The sequence below is a fragment of the Bradyrhizobium sp. Arg237L genome, from assembly GCF_029990105.1.
Taxonomy (GTDB): domain Bacteria; phylum Pseudomonadota; class Alphaproteobacteria; order Rhizobiales; family Xanthobacteraceae; genus Bradyrhizobium.
The window spans coordinates 1-18980 of the sequence record NZ_JAQMIL010000031.1; the positions used below are offsets into that span (position 1 = coordinate 1).

The window sequence follows — 18980 nt, forward strand, 5'->3', positions numbered from 1 at the left end:
GGCCAAGACGCTAAATCGCTTCCATCGCACAAATCATGCCCGTGCAGATACAAGGGGTTGTCTCCGCGGGCCACGGTGCTTGTGGAGGCAACCCCTCACCCAAGCGAGTTCGTTGCCGACGTCCGAGCTGCCCTCTCCCACAAGGGGAGAGGGCGCGCATCAATGGGCGTCCGGCGAGCTACTCTAGCGATTGAGCCAGGCCCAGACGATGCCGGCTGCGATCGCGGCGACAATGATGGTGACGGCGATCGCCCATGTGCTGACGCGGACGGCGCCGATCATCTGCCGTTCGGCCTCGTTCTCCGCGATCTCGCGGTTGCGCTGCTTCTCGTCGGATGCGCTCATGGGCGGCCTCCGAGCGCAGCATAGCACATAACACGTGACGAAAGTAATTCGGGTTGCCGCTCACCTCTTCGAGGTGAAAGCAGCCTTACGGGCTTTTGATGAAGCACATACCCATGCGCGAGGTTTTTCCGGCGACCTGGCAGGCGAGTCCCTCAGCGCAGGTCCACTTGCGAAAACTCGGGTCGTTGTCGGCGGCTTTCGCGCTTTGCTGATAGCAATGGGCGCCCCAGCCATCCTCATATTCGGTGCCGGCAAGCTCGGTGCTGCCGCGTAGCTGCGGGCGGTTGGAGAAGCCGCGGGAGAAATCCGGCTGGGTGTTGCGGGCAAATGCAGCCAGGATGTCGCGGCGCCGGACCTGGTCGCCGAAGAAATGCGGCGAGGCCGGCACCACTGTGGTATTCGACGGCTTGGCCGCCATCCAGTCGACGCCGGGGAAATGGAAGCCGCCGATGCCGCGGGTCTGGTGGCATCCGGCGCAGGTGATATCGTTGAGCCGGCGCTCGAAGCCCGCGACCGAGCGGATGTTCTGCAGCCTAGTGCCGTCTTCCGCCGCCTTCCTCAGCGCACCGACGACATCATTGTCATCGAATGCAGCCGCGCTGCTTTCACCCTGCATCATCCCATATTCGGGTTGCAGTTCCGACAGGTCGAAGCCAACAGGCGTCGGCGCGATCGCAGCCTTGGCGAGGAATTTCTCCGGGATCAGGATCGTGCCACGGTCGAGCTCTGCGAAATGGCTGGGATCGAGCAGCCAGTTCTTGAACTCGCGCTTCAGGTTCTGATCGGAGAGGATGCGATCGCGATCGATCTGGTTCTCCAGCGGCGCTTCCGCGAAGCGCCCGGCGTCGCTGATGAAGTTGAACACTTTCAGGAGATAGTCGGTGCGGAAATCGCGCGTCGGCGATTTCGGCGCGTGCGCGATCTGCAGGTTGGTCTCGATTTGCTCGATATTCTGGTAGCCGATCAGGTCGAGCGGGCCGTCCTTGCCGGTCAGCTTTTCAAGTCCCCCCTCGCCCGCCGATGAAACGTCGCTGATGGCAAGCCAGCGCCGCGCGATCTCGCGGCAAGTGATCGCGGCACCGTTTCGATCGCGCGCGCCCTCGCCCTTCGCCTTCAAGACCAGATTGAGCGTCATCGGCAGCCGTTGCGAGACCGCGTTCTCGCCGATCACGGGCGCATCGATGCGCGTGAGCCGATAGATCAGCCGGATTTCGCCGCAGCTTTCGGGCGAGACATAGGCGCGGTCCATACGGTTGACGATGCCGGCCAGCACGAAGCGCGTTGCTGCGGAGTAAAGCTGCGCGCGATCGAATAGCTGGAAGGCGAAGCTATCGCCGACGCCGATGGTTTCGTTCGGAAGCTCTTGGCTGTGCTTTGAGATGTAGCGATCGAACTCGCGATCGAGCGCCGCGCGGATCGGCGCCATCGACGGCAGCGCGAACAGTTCGGCATCGTCGAGCGGAAGATCGGTCTGGCGCTGCGGCGACAGCATGCGCCCGAGACCGAACCTGCCATGATCGAGATCACGGAGCACTGAGGGATCGGTAATCGCTGTGCCGCGTTCCAGCGCCTTGTCCTGTGCGGCACGCGCCGCCAAGGCGCCGCACAGCAGGGCGAGCAGGATCGTGAGGAAACGCAGCGCACGGCTCATGCCCCACTAACACCGCGCTAGGGGGCGTATTCAAGTCAAAAGCCGTCTCACATCGCGGTGAGGATGTAGCCCGGGTGGAGCGATAGCGTCACCCGGGATCACTCGTCATCGCTGATGCAGTAGTCCCGGGTTGCGCTGCGCTCCACCCGGGCTACGAGAGCTACAAACTAGCGCGCGACGATCAGGCCCTTGCTGGTGACGACCACCCAGCGGCCGTCCTGGCGGCGGATCGCATCGACGCGGCCGAGGCCGGGGATGGGATCGCCGGCATAGACCTCGTAGAGGCCCCGGCGGCCCTCGATCAATGCGCCGCCATTGCTGACGTCGCGCAGCACCCAACCGTCCACGGTCGGCATGCGGCCGATTTCAGGCTTTGGAGCCGCGGCAGCCGCCGTGGTCGCCGGTGGCGTCACACTGCCGGTTACGTCCTTGACCGCGGCAGGTTGAGCCGCGGCAACCGGGGCCGGCGCGGCTGAAGCAGCCTTCAGCTTCTCGACGGTCTCGCTGAGCTTGGCGAGTTTCGCGGCCGGCTCGGCCTGCGCCTTCTCGAGCTTGTCGAGGCGATCGCTGGTCTTGCTGAACTGGCTCGTTCCCGTCTTGGAGGCGTGCTCGAGCCCGGCCTTGAGCGCGCCGACATCGGCATCGATGCGCGCGATCGAAGCTTCGAGCGCGGTGTCCTTGGGCGGAACGACTGCTGCTGCCGCCGTAGCGGGCTTCGCGTAATAGCCGAGACCTGCGGTGGCGAGCGCACCACCAACGGCGCCTGCCGCGGTCGCGAGCGCGACGACCGCCGCCATCGCAGCGAAGCGGCGATTGCCCGACGATGCCGGCTTCTCGTCATTGACGGGCTTGGCGGCCACGCCTTCGTCGTCCCAGATGCGATCGCCCGGCGACATGATCATGAGCTTGCCGGGGGTACGCGGCGGTTCTGCTGCGGCCGGCTCGATCCGGGTCGGCTCGACCTTGGGCGCTTCGGCCTTGATGGCTTCGAACTTGGGAGTGTCAGATTTGGGCGCTTCAAAGTTGGGCGCCTCGAACTTGGGAGCGTCCGCTTTGGGCGCCGTCTCTTCCTGGTTTGCCGCGATCTCCGAAGACGCGGACGCCGACACCGGTTCGCTTGCGGCGGACGGAGCGGCCGGCCCGGCGCCGCTGGCTCCGGCTTCAGCTTGGATCGGGGCGCGCTCTTGCTCACTCACGTTCAAAGTCTCCAGATTAGGTTGACCATTTGGTAACTTTTATTGCTTGCGAAATCGTTACTGGCTGGAGGTCTTACCGAAATTTAAGGAACTTTCCGGGCCATCACGACGTGCATCGCTGACTCTCAGGTAGATGACGTCAATTTTGAGGAAGGGTGGATGAACCGGACATGACCGGGACGGCAGCGGTATCGAGAGGCCGATCGTCTCACTGCACCGTCGTTCCGGGGCGCGCGAAGCGCGAGCCCGGAATCCATTTCGCGACTTTGCACGCGGCCCGATGGATTCCGGGTTCGATGCTTCGCATCGCCCCGGAATGACAGGCGTTTACATCACCACCGGCGCATCCGGCAGTTCGTTCGGGCCGCGGCCCTGCTCCGGCGGGAAATGGCTGGCGAGTTCACGTGAGACGGCCTCGATGCCCTTGATGGCGCCATGCTCGAAATGGCCGGCACGGAAATCGTCTTCCATGATGCGACAAATCGCCTCCCAACCTTCCGCGCCCACCTTGGCGTGGATGCCACGATCCGCGACGATCTCGACGTCGCGGTCGGCGAGCAGGAGGTAGATCAGGACGCCGTTGTTGTGTGCGGTGTCCCAGATGCGCAAATGCGCGAACACGTCGAGTGCGCGCTCGCGTGCCAACTGGTTGCGCAACAACGGCACGCCGTCGAGTGCGCCTTCAACGACGAAGCGGATCTGGCCGGAATGGGTGGCTTCGCCGGCCTTGATCGCCCGTTCGATCGCATCGAGCACGCGCGGCGGAAACAGGCGCCGCGTCCGCCAGCGGTGTTCGACGAGGTGCCTGCTGATGCGCCGGATGTTCATGCTACCAGCTCCCCGATGCGCCGCCGCCGCCAAAGCTGCCGCCCCTGCCGCTGAAGCCGCCGCCCCCATTGTCGCGGGAGTTGCGGCCGCCGCCGGGCCAAGAACCGCCATAGCCGCCGCCATAACCACCGCCCGGCCAGCCGCCGCGCTGATAGCCGCCCGGACCGCCCCACCCCCAACTGCCGGCCAACAAGGTGACGACGACAGCGATGATTGCAAGCAACACCGCGGCGGCAAGTGAACCCGCAAGCATCCAGGCGAAGAAGCCGACGATACCGCCGGTGGCGGCGGCGCCGAGCAGCCGCCCGAGCATCGTGCGCAGAAAAGAGCCCAGCACGAAGATTCCGACAATGACGAAGGGATTGAACGGATCGATCTGGTCGAAGAGGTTAGGCGCCTGCCAGTGTTCGGGCTCCGGCGCGGGTAACTGTTCGCCCTCGACTAGGCGGATCATCCGGTTGATGCCGGCTGCGACGCCGCCAGCGAAGTCGCCGGTCTTGAATTTCGGCGTGATGACCTCGTCGATGATGCGCCTTGTGGTGGCATCCGTGAGCACGCCTTCGAGCCCGTAGCCGACCTCGATCCGCAGATGGCGATCGTTCTTGGCGATGACGAGCAATGCGCCGTCGTCGATCTTCCTGCGGCCGATCTTCCAGGCTTCCGCGACGCGGATCGAGAACTGCTCGATGGTCTCTTCGCCCGTGGTCGGCACGATCAGCACCGCGATCTGGCTGCCCTTGCGTTTCTCCAGATCCTCCAGCGTCTGCGCCAGCGAGGCGATGTCGCCGGGCGACAGCGTTCCGGTCGTGTCGACGACGCGGCCGGTGAGTGGCGGCACCGCGACTTCGGCGAAGGCTGGAAAAATCCAGCCTACCAGCAGCGCAAGCAGGATGGCGCGTGCAGCGTTCATCGGAAGCGGATCGCAGCGTTGAATTATTTCGACGGCGACGGCGAAGGCGATGGGTTGAAATCGACCTTCGGCGCGACCGAAATCTCCTTCTCGTTCTCGACCGTAAAGTTCGGCTTCTCCTTGTAACCAAATAGCATCGCGGTCAGATTGGTCGGGAAGGTGCGGATGCCGACATTATAATCCTGCACCGACTTGATGTAGCGGTTGCGCGCCACCGTGATGCGGTTCTCGGTGCCTTCGAGCTGCGACACCAGATCGCGGAACAGCGCATCGGATTTGAGCTGGGGATAGTTCTCGGTCACGACCAGAAGCCGCGATAGCGCGCCCGTGAGTTCGCCCTGGGCCTGCGTGAACTTCTGGAACGCGGCGGGATCGTTCAGCACTTCCGGCGTCGCCTGGATGCTGCCGACCTTGGCGCGCGCATTGGTGACACCGAGCAGTACATCCTTTTCCTGCTGCGCAAAACCCTTCACGCTATTGACGATGTTCGGCACGAGATCGGCGCGGCGCTGATACTGGTTGACCACTTCCGACCAGCTCGACTTGACCTGCTCGTCATTGGACTGAATGGCGTTGTAGCCGCAATTGGTCAGGCTCAATGTCGCCAGCGCCGCCAGCACGCTCCAAAATCTCCGCATCGCAATTCTCCCGGTCTGCTCTCGCGCTAGAGTAGCAGATCGGGGACGGCAAATTGCACATTTTTCGTCATTCCGGGGCGCGCGCAGCGCGAACCCGGAATCCATTTTTCCGCTGGTAGATGCGGCGCAATGGATTCCGGGCCTGCGCCTTACGGCGCATCCCGGAATGACAAGTGGTGAGAGCTTACGACTGCACGGCCTTCGCGTCCTGAATCGCCTTCCAGATCTTTACCGGCGTCAGCGGAGTGTTGAGCTTGGTGATGCCGAGCTCGCTCAGCGCGTCCATCACGGCGTTGGTGATGCATGGCGGGCCGCCGATCGCGCCGGATTCGCCGCAGCCCTTGGCGCCGAGCGGGTTGGTCTTGCATGGCGCGGACAGATCGAGCGTAACCACGATCGGTGGCACGTCGGCTGCGCGCGGCACGCAATAATCCTGATAGGTCGCAGTCAAGAGCTGGCCTTCCTCGCTGTAGGCGACGCCCTCATAGAGCGCCTGCCCGATACCTTGCGCGACACCGCCGTGAATCTGGCCCGTCACCAGCATCGGGTTGACGGCAACGCCGACGTCGTCGACCGTGGTGTAGCGCACCACGCGGGTGACGCCGGTCTCCGGATCAATCTCGAGCTCGCAAATATGCGTGCCGTTCGGCCAGCTCGGACCGTCGACCTCGCCCTGGCTGTCGACAGAGAGCCGCGCGCCGTTTTCTTTCTTGGCGATCTCGAACAGGCTGACGCGCTTGTCGGTGCCTACCACGGTGAGGAAGCCGTCGCGATACTCGATGTCCTCGACGGAAGCTTCCAGCAGGTTGGATGCCTTTTCGCGCGCCTTGTTGATCATATCGTTGGTCGACACCGCCACGGCCGTGCCGCCGACGAACAGCGAACGCGAGCCGACGCTGCCGAAGCCGGTGGCAAGATCCGTATCTCCCTGGACGACATCAATCTTGTCGAGGGGAATGCCGAGCGTATCCGAGATCATCTGGGTGTAGGTGGTCTGCAGCCCCTGCCCCATCGCCATGGTGCCGGAATGCAGGATGATGCGCCCCTCCGCGGTAGCATGCAGGTTGACCTTCTCGGTGTGCGCGCGGCCACCGGTCCATTCGATGTAGCTGGTCAATCCGCGGCCGTAGAGCAGGCCCCTCTTCTTCGCGGCTTTTTTGCGTGCGGCGAACCCGTTCCAATCGGCGAGATCGGAAGCGCGCTCCAGCATGTGCGCGAAGGCGCCGGAATCATAGACCTGGCCGACCGCGTTGGTGTAGGGCAATTGCGCCGGCTTGATGTAGTTGACTTTGCGGATCGTGCGCGGATCCATGCCGATCTGACGCGCTGCGGCATCGAATAGACGCTCGACGATGAACACCGCTTCCGGCCGGCCCGCGCCGCGATAGGCGCCGACCGGCGCGGTGTGGGTCATCACCGACTTCACCTCGAAATGCACCAGCGGCAGATCGTAGACGCCGGTCTGCACAAACGGCCCAAGCACCAGCGGAATGATATTGCCGGCGCCGGTGGAATAGGCGCCGGTGCCGCCAATCGAGCGCACGCGATAGGCAAGCACGCGGCCCTTGGCATCGAGCGCGAACTCGCCGGTCGAGGTAAGGTCGCGGCCATGGGTGCCGCCAACGAAATCGTCGGTGCGGTCGCCGCGCCAGCGGATCTTCTTGTTCAGCTTGGTGGCGGCGTAGGCGACGATGCCGTCCTCCGGATAGAGATTGGTCTTCTGGCCAAAGCCGCCGCCGATATCGCCGACCAGCACGCGGACGCTCTCCTTCGGCCGCTTCAGGATCGCCTCCGCCAGCACATCGCGAGTCGAGCCTGGCGTCTGGGACTGCACATGCAGGATCAGGCGGCCGGTCTTCTTCTCAATCTCGGCAATCGTCGAGCGCGGCTCCATCGCCGACGGCACCAGGCGCTGGCTGACGAGATCGAGCGAGACCACGTGGTCGGCTCTTGCGAAGGCTTCCTCGACCTTGGCGGCGTCGCCATAGCTCATGGCGGCGACGATGTTGTCGGGCGCTTCCGGCCACACCAATGGCGCGCCGGGCTTGATCGCCTCGACCGGATCGACCACCGCAGGCAGCACGTCGTAATCGACCACGATCGCCTCAGATGCGGTCTGCGCCAGCACGCGCGACGTCGCGACCACAACCGCCACCGGCTCACCGGCAAAGCGCACCACTTCATGCGCGAGCAGCCGGCGCGGCGGCACCGTCATCGGCGCGCCGTCCGGCCGCTTGAAGATCGCAAGCGTCGGAATGGTGCCGATGTCATCGGCCACGAGATCGGCGCCGGTATAGACCGCCTCGACATCAGGCATCTCCGCGGCCGCCTTGATATCGATCGACACGATCCTGGCATGGGCATGCGGCGAGCGCAGCACATGCAGCCACAACGCGCCGTCTTCCGGCTTGTCATCGATGAACTGTCCCTTCCCGGTGAGCAGTCGCTGGTCTTCCAAACGCTTGACCGGCTGGCCCGCACCGAAACGCAAATTGCCGGGAAGAATGTTCATCAGTCCGTCCTTCAAGTCTTCTTGAGATGGTGCGCGTTTTAACGGATTTTCAGGGTGAGACAACTCGTCGGGCGAAAACAAATATGTCATCCGGCGCGCGCCAATGATCGGCACGTCGGAGCACCCGGCCGATGCCGCCCAATCGATCAAATCGATGCCTGATTTTTCAACGAAGATGATGATATCAGGCGTGTCGACCCGCCAGGGCGCTCGCCAACGCAAGTCTTGCGCCAGCGGTCCCGCACGATTTGTCGCGCGGAAGGTTCTTGAAACCAGGCTGCGGAACTCTAGCTGTTTCATGGTGCGACGATGGCTGCCCCCGGGACGGCGGCCCGACTGCACCACTGCTTGGAGCGGCCCATATCGGTTTTGATCGGAGGGCGGTCATGAACAACAAGATGCGTTTCAATATCGGATATGCGATTGCGGCGATATTCGGTATCATGCTTGTTCAATACGTCTATGTCAGCGCCAGCAAGATCGCCGCGATTCCCTACAGCGAATATCAGCAATTGCTGCGCCAAGGGAAGATCGAGAGCGTCGGCATCTCCGACCGCACGCTTCAAGGTACATTGAAGGAGCCGCTGCCCGGCGGACAGAAGCAATTCATCACCACGCGTGTCGATCCGGAGGTCGCGCAAGAGCTCGAGAAATACAACGTCCGCTTCACCGGACAGATCGAGAGCACGTTCCTGCGCGATCTGCTCTCGTGGATCATGCCGGTGCTGTTGTTCTTCGGCCTGTGGTGGTTCATCGCCAGGCGCGCCGCGCAAGGCGGAGGCCTTGGCGGCGGGCTGATGGCGATCGGCAAGAGCAAGGCCAAGATCTATGTCGAGGCCGATACCGGCGTGAATTTCAGCGATGTCGCCGGCGTCGACGAAGCCAAGGACGAGCTGCGCGAAGTGGTCGATTTCCTGAAGAACCCGACCGAATACGGCCGGCTCGGCGGGCGCATGCCCAAGGGCGTGCTGCTGGTCGGCCCGCCCGGCACCGGCAAGACGCTGCTCGCCAAGGCGGTTGCCGGCGAGGCCAAGGTGCCGTTCTTCTCGATCTCCGGTTCCGAATTCGTCGAGATGTTCGTCGGCGTCGGCGCGGCGCGCGTGCGCGACCTGTTCCAGCAGGCGCACCAGAAGGCGCCCGCGATCATCTTCATCGACGAGCTCGATGCGCTCGGCCGCGCCCGCGGCATCGGCCCGTTCGCCGGCGGCCATGATGAAAAGGAGCAGACGCTGAACCAGCTCCTGGTCGAACTCGACGGCTTCGACTCCCGTTCCGGGCTCGTGATCCTTGCTGCGACCAATCGGCCGGAAATCCTCGATCCCGCGCTGCTCCGCGCCGGCCGCTTCGACCGCCAGGTGCTGGTCGACCGCCCGGACAAGAAGGGACGCATCGACATCCTCAAGGTTCACATCAAGAAGGTGAAGCTTGCGCCCGGCGTCGACCCCGAAGCGGTCGCAGCGCTGACGCCGGGATTCACCGGCGCCGATCTCGCCAACCTCGTCAACGAGGCCGCGCTGCTGGCGACGCGCCGCGGCGGCGATGCCGTCACCATGAGCGACTTCAACAATGCGATCGAGCGCATGGTGGCCGGGCTCGAAAAGCGCAACCGGCTGCTCAATCCGAAGGAGCGCGAGATCGTCGCCTATCACGAGATGGGCCATGCGCTAGTGGCGCTGTCACTGCCGGGCGTCGATCCCGTGCACAAGGTCTCGATCATTCCGCGCGGCGTCGGCGCGCTCGGCTACACCATCCAGCGTCCGATCGAGGACCGCTTCCTGATGACGAAGGAGGAACTGGAGAACAAGATGGCGGTGCTGCTCGGCGGCCGCGTCGCCGAGCTGATCGTGTTCGACCATCTTTCCACCGGTGCGGCCGACGACTTGCGCCGGGTGACCGATATCGCCCGCAGCATGGTGACGCGCTACGGCATGTCGGAAAAGCTCGGCAGCATCGCCTATGACCGCGAGCCCGGCAATTTCCTGGCCGGCGCCGACCGGCCCTACCCCATGCCGGAACGCGACTATGCGGAAGAGACCGCGGCCGTAGTCGACCACGAGGTACGCGACATCGTCGAGCGCGTATTCCAGCGCACCCAGGGCATCCTGAGCGCACGGCGCGCCGTCCTCGACCGCGCAGCGAAGAAGCTCTTGGAGAAGGAGACGCTGGAGCAGCGCGATTTGGAAGCGTTGATCCGCGAGACACCGCCAGAGGGACTTCGCGCGGTGTGAGGTACGGATTTGTAGGGTGGGCACGCTTCGCTTTGCCCACCCTACGGTAGCTACCTGCGAACCGCGGAAGCACCGACCGTTGCGCTACCCGACTGCAGGCGACCGGGCAGAGGCGCGGCGTTTGTCGTGTTGCTCCAGGTGGGAACTGCGTTTGTCGAGCCTACCGATGGCCAATAGTACGATCCCACTGACGGCGCGACGACCGAGCCGTAGCCAGCAGTTCCGGCTGTTTGCGCCGCCGTTTGCGCCAGCGCCGCCGTGCTCGAGAGAGCAAGTGCAGTTGCCAGCATGATTGCAGCGAGTTTCATGGCTGGTTCCTTTCTGGTTGTGTTCACTACAAAGGTAGGGAGACGGTCGACTGCTTAAAGCGAACGTTTTCATCACGCTCTTTCAATCCAGCGCGATCTGGAATGCCCTTACGGCATCTCCACTCGTCATTGCGAGCGCAGCGAAGCAATCCATCTCACCGCCCGCGGAGACGTGGATTGCTTCGCTTCGCTCGCAATGACGCGGAGAGGGAAACGCTGTTTCAGCTCAACTCCTGCAGCGCGGCTTGCACGATCTTGCGCTGATCGTGCGTCAGCGGCGCCTGTGGCGGGATGGGGTCGCCGACGTCGTAGCCCTGGATCGAGAGGCCGGCCTTGATGCAGGCGGCGAGGTTGAAGCGAGCGAAGGCCTCGTTGATGCGCCAGAGCTTTCGCTGCAGCGCCATCGCCTCGTCCCAGCGCCCGCGGCGGCAGAGATTGTAGAGCTCGACGCTCTGCCGCGGGATGATGCAAGCGGGGCCAGCCATCCAACCAAGCCCGCCGATCAGCATCACGGCGGCGGGAATATGGGCCGAGGCCGAGAACACTTTGATGTTGTCGCCGCAGCGATTCATGATCGACAACAGCCGGCCAGTGTTGGTCGAGGCATCCTTGATGTAGCCGATGCGCGGATGGGCGGCGAGGCGCTCGATGACGTCGAGCGTCAGGTCCGAACGCTGGAATTGCGGATTGGTGTAGATCACCACGGGAATGTCGACCGCGTCCGCGATGGCGCGGAAGTAGGATTCGACGCGTGCGTCCGGCAGTGGGAAATAGGCTTCGAGGATCGCGAGAATCCCGTCGGCGCCGCGCTTCTGATAGGCCTTGGCCTGCGCCACCGCATCCGCCGTCGAGGTCGAGGCGACGCCGGCAACGACCGGCACGCGGCCATTGGCCGCCTCGATGGTCGTCTGCACCACCTGCGCGCGTTGCGCATTGTTGAGATAGGCGAATTCGCCGGTCGAGCCGAGCGGCGTCAATCCGTGCACGCCCGCCTTGATCAAATCATCGCACAGCCGGCCCAGCACCTCGGTGCGGATATGGCCGGCGGGATCGAGCGGCGAGACCAGGTAGGGAAAGACGCCGTGGAAATCAGCCATGCTGCAACCTCGTGGACGGCGAGACATAGTCGGGATCGTGCGCGAAGGGAAGCGGCGCGCCGCTGCGCAGCGCGTCAAGCACTTCGGCAAAGTCGGTCCGGGCGCGGAAGCCGAGCAGACGCTCGGCCTTGGCGGGATCGTAGATGCGGCCGATGCTGTGCGGCAAGCGCCAATTCCGCTTGGCGTAGAGCGCGGCCACGTCAGGGAAATGGCGCGCGATCACGCTTGCTGCATCTGATTTCAGCGCCTCGACCTCGGCCGGCGCGAAAGGCGGCGGCGCGCTGACGATGAATATCTCGAAGCCTTTCGCCCGGTCGAGCGCCGCCAGATGCGCGTCCGCGGCGTCCTCGACGGTGAGGCGGCGGTGCAGGAATTCGTTCGCCTTGAGATTCTCGCCGGAAAATCCGCGCTCGGTGTCATCTTCCTCCGGAAAGAAGCGGCTGGTGCGCAGCACGGCGCAGTTCAGCCCGTGCTCGCGGCTATAGATGCGGCACAGCCCCTCGGCGGCGAGCTTGGTCACACCATAGATGTTGCGCGGCTCGAGCGGGCCCGCCGTCTCGTCGAGCCAGACCGCGGCATGTCCCTCGCCTTCCCGGATCGCCTGCGAGATCATCAACGATGTCGTCGAGGTGAAGATGAAGCGATCATGACGCGCGTCAACCGCCGCCTGCAGCAAATTGAGCGTGCCTGATACGTTGACGTCGACAAAGGCCTGCGGCGAAAAGCGGGCGATATCGGGCTTGTGCAAGGCGCCCGCATGGATCACGGCCTCGATGCCGTGATCGGCGAACACCCGCTCGACGAGCGCGCGTTCGGCGACCGAGCCGATCACGTCAGTCGCTTCGCCCGCGACGATGTCGAGGCCGATCACGTGATGGCCGGCTTGCCGCAGTCTCGGCGCGAGAAAGCGCCCCAGCCAGCCGGAGGAACCGGTGAGCAGAATACGCATGGCGATGATGGCAGGCCCCTATCCGAAAACTTTCGCGATCGCCGCCTGCGCGTCGCTCTGGATCCGCTTCAGGTGATCCTCCCCGCGGAAGCTTTCGGCGTAGATCTTGTAGACATCCTCGGTCCCCGACGGCCGCGCCGCGAACCACCCGGAATCGGTCTCAACCTTGATGCCGCCGAAGGATTGGTCGTTGCCCGGCGCCTTGGTCCTGACCACGCGCACCGGCTCGCCGGCGAGCTCCTTCATGTTGAGTTGCTCCGGACCCACAGCCTTGAGCGCGCTCTTCTGCTTCGGCGTTGCCGCGACGTCGATGCGCTCATAGAAGGGCACGCCGAGCTCAGCGGTGAGATCGGCGAAGAGCTGGCTCGGGTCGCGACCCGTTTTGGCGATGATCTCCGCCGCAAGCAGCCCCAGGATGATGCCGTCCTTGTCAGTGGTCCACACCGAGCCGTCGCGCTTCAGGAAGGAGGCGCCGGCGCTCTCCTCGCCCGCGAAGCCGAACGCGCCGGTGCCGAGCCCCTCGACGAACCATTTGAAGCCGACCGGCGTCTCCACCAGCTTGCGGTTCAGCTTCTTCGCGACGCGATCGATGATCGAGGAAGAGACGATGGTCTTGCCGATCGCGGCGTTCGCACCCCATTGCGGGCGCTGGCGGAACAGATAGGCGATTGAGACCGCAAGGAAGTGGTTGGGATTCATCAAGCCGTTCGAACGCGTCACGATGCCGTGCCTGTCAGCATCGGTGTCATTGGCGAACGCGACATCGAACTTCTCGCGCATCTGGATCAGGCTCGCCATCGCGTAAGGCGAGGAGCAATCCATGCGGATCTTGCCGTCCCAATCCGCGGTCATGAAACGGAAGGCCGGATCGACCGCATTGTTCACTACGCTGGCGTTGATCCCATAGCGCTCGATGATCGGCTGCCAGAAATGCACCGCCGCGCCGCCGAGCGGATCGATGCCGATCCTCACGCCAGCGGATTTGACCAACGCCAGGTCGACCGTGTTGCCGAGATCGGCGACATAGGGCGTGATGTAATCGTAAAGATGCGTCGTCGACGCCTTGCGTGCGCGGTCGTAAACCATCCGCGCGACGCCTTTCAGCCCGGCCTCCAGATAGCGGTTGGCGTTCTTCTCGATGATGCCGGTGACGTCAGTATCCGCGGGTCCACCATGCGGCGGGTTGTATTTGTAGCCACCGTCTTCCGGCGGATTATGTGACGGCGTGATGACAACACCATCCGCAAGGCCGGAGGTCTTGCCCTTGTTGTAAGTAAGGATCGCGTGCGAGATGACCGGCGTCGGCGTATAGCCGCCGCGCTCGTCGATCATGATCTCGACGCCGTTGGCGGCGAACACCTCGACCGCGCTCGCCAGCGCCGGTTCCGCCAGCGCGTGGGTGTCGATGCCAATGAACAGCGGCCCGGTCAGCCCGGCCTCGCGGCGATAGTCGCAGATCGCCTGCGTGGTTGCGAGGATATGATCCTCATTGAAGGAATTCCGCAGCGAGGAACCGCGATGGCCCGAGGTTCCGAAGGAAACCCGTTGCGTGGCGTCGGCGGGATCGGGCTTCGATGCAAAATACGCCGTGACGAGCCGCGGGATGTTCGCAAGCGAAGCGGGATCGACCGGCTTGCCTGCTGCAGGATTTGGTGCAGTCACGTGACCTCTCAGGACCAATGCTGTCTTTGAGACATCACTATAGGGGCGAGCCGGGTGCAGGCAAAGCGTTATGCGGCGCGCGCGATCACTGCCGTGCTCCCTCTCCCCGTTCTTACGGGGAGAGGGTTGGGGTGAGGGGCTCTATCCGCGATTCACGCTATTCGACCGTGGGAGAGAGCCCTCACCCGGCGCTGCGCCATAGCCGAAGCGCCGCTTCGGCGTTCTCCAAGGACGGCCGCCGAAGGCGGCCTACGCCTCTCCCGCAAGCGGGAGAGGTGAAGCTTCAACTAAATGGCACCACAGTCAGGCGACCGAGGCCTGCCGAACAACCGCCTCGGCCTCTATCCGGGCCTCATATGCGACGAGGAATTCGTCGAACTTTGCATAGGGCAATGGCGGCGACACCAGGTAGCCCTGGCCGGCCTCGACGCCGCAACCGAGCAGCGCCTGGCGCTGTTCGGCCGTCTCGATGCCCTCGGCGATCACGTTCATCCTGAGTTTCGCCGCGAGCCGCACCAGCATCTCGACGATGGTCGCAGCCGAACCATCCTGCACGATGGTATCGACGAAGAACTTGTCGATCTTCATGGTGTTGACCCCGAGCCGCTTGATCTGCGACAGACCGCTGTGGCCGACGCCGACATCGTCCATCGCGACCTTGAAACCGTGCTCGCGCAACGCTTCGATGACGGCAGCCGCCTTCTCCAGGTCCGGAAATGCTTCGCGCTCGGTCACCTCGATCACGATCTGGCGCGCCGAGACGCCGCTGTCCCTGACCTCACGGCGAAGCCGGTCGACAAAACCCTCGCTGAGCAGATGGCGCGGAGTGATGTTGACCGACATCTTGAAATATTTGTCCGCCGCAAGCCGCGGGCGCATCTCCTTCAAGGCCAATGCGAGGATCTGCCAGGTGATCGCCTCGATGCGGCCACTGGATTCAGCAAGCGGAATGAAATTCATCGGCGGCGTGACGCTGCCGTCCCGGTGCACCCAACGCGCCAGCACCTCGCACCCCCCGATCACGCCAGAGCGCAGATCGAAGGTCGGCTGGAAGTACGGCTTGAATTCGTGCCGCGCCAAGCCGCGGTCGATATCGGCAATCGGCCCTTCCAGGCGCGCCACTGCCCGCGTCAGCAACAGGCCGAAAGCGAGGCCGAGCACGGCGCCGAGCAGCATCGACGGCCAATAGCCGTCCCTGTTCCAATGCCGCAGGGCGTCGGGCGCGACCCGGACCAGTGCGCGCAAGGGATAGCGGTGCGATGCGCTGCTGAAGGTCACGGCGTCGGTCGCGTCAAACACCTGCGAGGCGGCAAATCGCCCGATATCGGCGCTGTTGTCGAGCTGGGCCACCACCTCGCCGTGGTCACGCAATTCCGCGGGCAGGATGTCAAACAGGGTGGCGCCGACGCCGAGGATGGCGACCAGCGAAGACTTCGCATCGATGTCCTTCAAGACGCCAAGCGCGACGCCATTGATCTGGTCGACCCGAAACAGCAGGAGGCTGTGATCGGCGGTCCGCAGCATGCGCGGCCGCGTGACCCATTCATTGTCGAACTCGAGCGTCTCCGAATAGGCCGAGCAGATCACCGATCCTTCCCGGTTGACGAGGCGGATGTCCTTGACCTGGGAACGCTGATAGACCTTGAGGCGGACGGCCTGGAGGGAAGCCGCATCGCAGGTCATCGGACCGCGCCGCATGACGTCGTTGAGCGTGGCAACGCTGGAATCCACCGCGACTTCGGAGCGTCGCAGCGCGATATTGGCCAATTCCTCAAGCTGCTTGGATTGCTGCGCGTCGATCGCGGTGGTCGCGACAAAATGTCCGCCTGCCGCAAAGGCGGCCACGCTGGCCGCGACCAGCGCACTCCTGGCCAGATAGGGCCATCGCCGCATCATGAACGCACGCACACACCCCTGGACGATCGACCCACTATGAGTAGAAGCCGCTAACATTCTGTTGAAGCGCCGCCTGCTTGGATCGTTGACATCAGGTTAACGGGAACCGCCGCGGCGATCACTGCTGCGTCACGTTCCAGTGCGATGTCCCACCCACACGCGACTTGCCCGAAAGTGGTGCAAAAGGTTAACGTGGATTAACCTACCCCTTGCAGGCCGGAGATGATCGGCGAATTGACCCCGAGAGTTCTGCTTGCGATCGGTTATGTCGCCGTGACGGCGCCCGCCCTCGCCCAGGACGATCTCGAAGCGGCGCCGGCAGCGCTCACCTTGCAAGTGACCACCGATCCGACCACCACTGAGTGCCGCCGCGTCGAAGATCAGCCGCCCACGCAGCTCGCCTTCCGGTCGCTGCACCGGACCTTCAGCGACGATTTCAACGAACATCCGCTGGCGGACGGAAGGTGGGTGCCGCATTATGCCGGCGGTGCGGCGTGGCCGGAGGCCCGCTACTGGGGCGGCGACGGCTCCGATTTCAAACGCAAGACCAGCGCCAATGGCGAGCAGCAGATCTATGTCGATCCCCGCTATGGCGGCCGAATGAACACCCCGCTGGGACTTGACCCGTTCAGGGTTCATAACAGCGTGCTGTCAATCGTCGCCAGCCGCACGCCGCCCGATCTGAAGCCGGCGCTGTTCGACAATGAGTACATCTCGGGCATCCTGACGACGCAGGGCAAGTTCTCGCAGAAATACGGCTATTTCGAAATCCGCGCGAAGATCCCACTGGGCCGCGGCGTGTGGCCGGCGTTCTGGATGCTCGCCGACGACGGCGGCTGGCCTCCGGAAATCGACGTCGTGGAAGGACGAGGCGAGCGGCCCGGCGACATCGTGATGACGACGCACTGGCGGATTCCTTCGACACAGCGCATCCAGTCCTGTGGGTTTGATTTCAACATCCCCGGCGCGGAATCCGAATTCCACAATTACGGTGTGCTGTGGCAAGAGGATCGGCTGATCTACTTGATCGACCGCAAGCCGGTCTCCGACATCAGGGTCCCCATCGGATACGACGATCCGATGTACATGATCGTCAATCTTGCGATGGGATCGAAATTCTTTCTCGGCGTCGGCTTCGTCGATGCCAGTTCGCCCAAAAGCATCGCCTTCGAGATCGACCGGATCTCGGCCTATCAGATCGATGCCAACCCGACCGGAGTGACCGATGTTCGGTAGATTTTCGCGCCGGCATTTCGCCAAGCTTGCGGGCATTTCCGCGCTCGGCATCGCGGCGGCGCCGGCCGCTGCCGCAGAGGGCAGCGTGACTCCGGCCGCTGCCTCCGACCCGCACGCGCCCGGCCCGTTTCCCGCCGGCTTTGTCTGGGGCACCGCGACCTCGTCCTACCAGATCGAGGGCGCGGTCAATGAGGACGGCCGCGGCCGCTCGATCTGGGACACATTCAGCCACACGCCCGGCAAGATCGAGGACAACAGCAATGGCGACCGCGCCAACGAGCACTATCACCGCTACAAGCAGGACGTAGCCCTGATCAGGGATCTCGGCGTCAAGTCTTATCGATTCTCGATCGCGTGGCCGCGGGTGTTTGCGGAAGGCACCGGCAAGCCGAACCCGAAAGGGCTCGACTTCTACAACCGCCTGATCGACGAATTGCTCGCCAACGGCATCGAGCCCTACGCCACGCTCTATCACTGGGATCTGCCGCAAGCGCTGGAAGACCGTGTCGGTGGTTGGCAATCGAGCGAGACCTCAAGGGCGTTCGGCGACTACGCGGCCTATATCGCGGAGCACATCACCGACCGGGTGAAGAATATCTTCACCGTCAACGAGGCCGGCAGGTTCGTCAATTTCGGCTATGGCTGGGGCATCGACGCCCCCGGGCTCAAACTGCCGACCGCGCAATTGAACCAAGTCCGCCATCACGTCGCGCTCGGCCATGGGCTTGCGGTGCAGGCGATCCGCGCCAAGGGACGCGCCGGCACCAGGGTCGGCGTCGCCGAGAATATCGCGGCTTGCGTGCCCGCGATCGCAACGCCGGAAAACATCCGCGCCGCCGAGATAGCCACGCGCGAATTGAACGCGGGTTTCCTCGGCGTGATCCTGGAGGGCAAATACACCGAGGGCTTCCTCGAATATGCCGGTGCCAACGCGCCCAAATTCACCCCCGAGGAACTGAAGATCATCGCTTCGCCGACCGATTTCGTCGGGCTCAACATCTACGCGCCGCAATTCTACATCACGGCCTCAGACCGCAAGCCGCATTTCAACGTACTCCCGTTCCCGACCTCGTTCCCGCACATGAACTCGGAATGGCTGCGAATCGGTCCGGAGACGATCTATTGGGCGCCAAGGCTCGCGGCGAAGATCTGGAATATCGAAAATATCTATATCAGCGAGAACGGCACCTCGTCCGAGGACAAGCTTACGGCCGATGGCAAAGTCTACGATCTCGATCGCATCATGTATCTGCGCAACTATTTGACGCAGCTCCAGCGCGCGACATCGGAGGGCATCCCGGTGCGCGGCTATTTTCTCTGGAGCCTGATGGACAATTTCGAGTGGATCTTCGGCTACGAGAAGCGCTTTGGGCTCTACCGGGTCGACTTCGAGACGCAAGCGCGGGTGCCGAAACTGAGTGCGGAATTCTATCGCGACGTGGTGGCGAAGAACGCGATCGGGGTTTGATGGCTGGGTCCGACGTGCAGCCAACGGCCGGGAACCCGAGGAACGACGGGTCACCA

The 18980-nt window shown here is 63.8% G+C and carries 15 protein-coding genes; 3 read left to right on the top strand and 12 right to left on the bottom strand.

What is annotated here, in order from left to right:
- Positions 1-183: 183 nt before the first annotated feature.
- The 7 genes from OZ411_RS19930 to OZ411_RS19960 form a co-directional block, all read right to left on the bottom strand.
- Entirely contained in the window at positions 184-345 is a 162-nt protein-coding gene (locus tag OZ411_RS19930; RefSeq protein ID WP_165421558.1) for a hypothetical protein, read from the bottom strand.
- A gap of 85 nt (positions 346-430) precedes the next feature.
- Complete coding sequence (locus OZ411_RS19935; RefSeq protein WP_282529326.1) at positions 431-1996, bottom strand: hypothetical protein; 1566 nt, start codon at positions 1994-1996, stop codon at positions 431-433.
- Positions 1997-2163: 167 nt separating this feature from the next.
- A complete protein-coding gene (locus OZ411_RS19940) occupies positions 2164-3198 on the bottom strand; it encodes a hypothetical protein (RefSeq protein ID WP_282529327.1) in 1035 nt (344 codons plus the stop codon).
- A 321-nt stretch (positions 3199-3519) separates the two neighbouring features.
- Complete coding sequence (locus OZ411_RS19945) at positions 3520-4020, bottom strand: TPM domain-containing protein (protein ID WP_282529328.1); 501 nt, start codon at positions 4018-4020, stop codon at positions 3520-3522.
- Between the two features lies 1 nt (position 4021).
- Complete coding sequence (locus OZ411_RS19950; RefSeq protein ID WP_282529329.1) at positions 4022-4930, bottom strand: YgcG family protein; 909 nt, start codon at positions 4928-4930, stop codon at positions 4022-4024.
- Positions 4931-4953: 23 nt separating this feature from the next.
- Positions 4954-5568 (bottom strand): LemA family protein, encoded by a 615-nt coding sequence (locus OZ411_RS19955; RefSeq protein ID WP_130583413.1) that lies wholly within the window; start codon positions 5566-5568, stop codon positions 4954-4956.
- Positions 5569-5752: 184 nt separating this feature from the next.
- The gene (locus OZ411_RS19960; protein ID WP_282529330.1) at positions 5753-8080 is read right to left on the bottom strand and encodes a xanthine dehydrogenase family protein molybdopterin-binding subunit; all 2328 of its coding nucleotides are present in this window, start codon (positions 8078-8080) and stop codon (positions 5753-5755) included.
- Between the two features lie 386 nt (positions 8081-8466).
- Here OZ411_RS19960 and ftsH point away from each other — a divergent pair, with 386 nt between their 5' ends.
- A complete protein-coding gene (ftsH, locus tag OZ411_RS19965) occupies positions 8467-10308 on the top strand; it encodes an ATP-dependent zinc metalloprotease FtsH (RefSeq protein WP_282529331.1) in 1842 nt (613 codons plus the stop codon).
- Between the two features lie 50 nt (positions 10309-10358).
- Here ftsH and OZ411_RS19970 read toward each other — a convergent pair whose 3' ends face one another.
- The 5 genes from OZ411_RS19970 to OZ411_RS19990 form a co-directional block, all read right to left on the bottom strand.
- Entirely contained in the window at positions 10359-10616 is a 258-nt protein-coding gene (locus OZ411_RS19970; RefSeq protein WP_282529332.1) for a hypothetical protein, read from the bottom strand.
- Between the two features lie 221 nt (positions 10617-10837).
- The gene (locus OZ411_RS19975; protein ID WP_282529333.1) at positions 10838-11713 is read right to left on the bottom strand and encodes a dihydrodipicolinate synthase family protein; all 876 of its coding nucleotides are present in this window, start codon (positions 11711-11713) and stop codon (positions 10838-10840) included.
- Positions 11706-12662, bottom strand: a complete 957-nt coding sequence (locus OZ411_RS19980; protein WP_282529334.1) for an NAD(P)-dependent oxidoreductase — start codon at positions 12660-12662, stop codon at positions 11706-11708. The genes OZ411_RS19975 and OZ411_RS19980 overlap by 8 nt, the downstream gene beginning before the upstream one ends.
- An 18-nt stretch (positions 12663-12680) precedes the next feature.
- Positions 12681-14324 (bottom strand): phosphoglucomutase (alpha-D-glucose-1,6-bisphosphate-dependent), encoded by a 1644-nt coding sequence (gene pgm, locus OZ411_RS19985; RefSeq protein ID WP_282529335.1) that lies wholly within the window; start codon positions 14322-14324, stop codon positions 12681-12683.
- A 303-nt stretch (positions 14325-14627) separates the two neighbouring features.
- A complete protein-coding gene (locus tag OZ411_RS19990) occupies positions 14628-16220 on the bottom strand; it encodes an EAL domain-containing protein (RefSeq protein WP_282529336.1) in 1593 nt (530 codons plus the stop codon).
- Positions 16221-16442: 222 nt separating this feature from the next.
- Between OZ411_RS19990 and OZ411_RS19995 the strand changes: the two genes are divergently transcribed.
- Together OZ411_RS19995 and OZ411_RS20000 are read left to right on the top strand one after the other, a co-directional pair.
- Positions 16443-17456 (top strand): glycoside hydrolase family 16 protein, encoded by a 1014-nt coding sequence (locus tag OZ411_RS19995; protein ID WP_282529337.1) that lies wholly within the window; start codon positions 16443-16445, stop codon positions 17454-17456.
- Positions 17446-18924, top strand: coding sequence for a GH1 family beta-glucosidase (locus OZ411_RS20000; protein WP_282529338.1), 1479 nt, complete (start codon positions 17446-17448; stop codon positions 18922-18924). The genes OZ411_RS19995 and OZ411_RS20000 overlap by 11 nt, the downstream gene beginning before the upstream one ends.
- Positions 18925-18980: the final 56 nt, after the last annotated feature.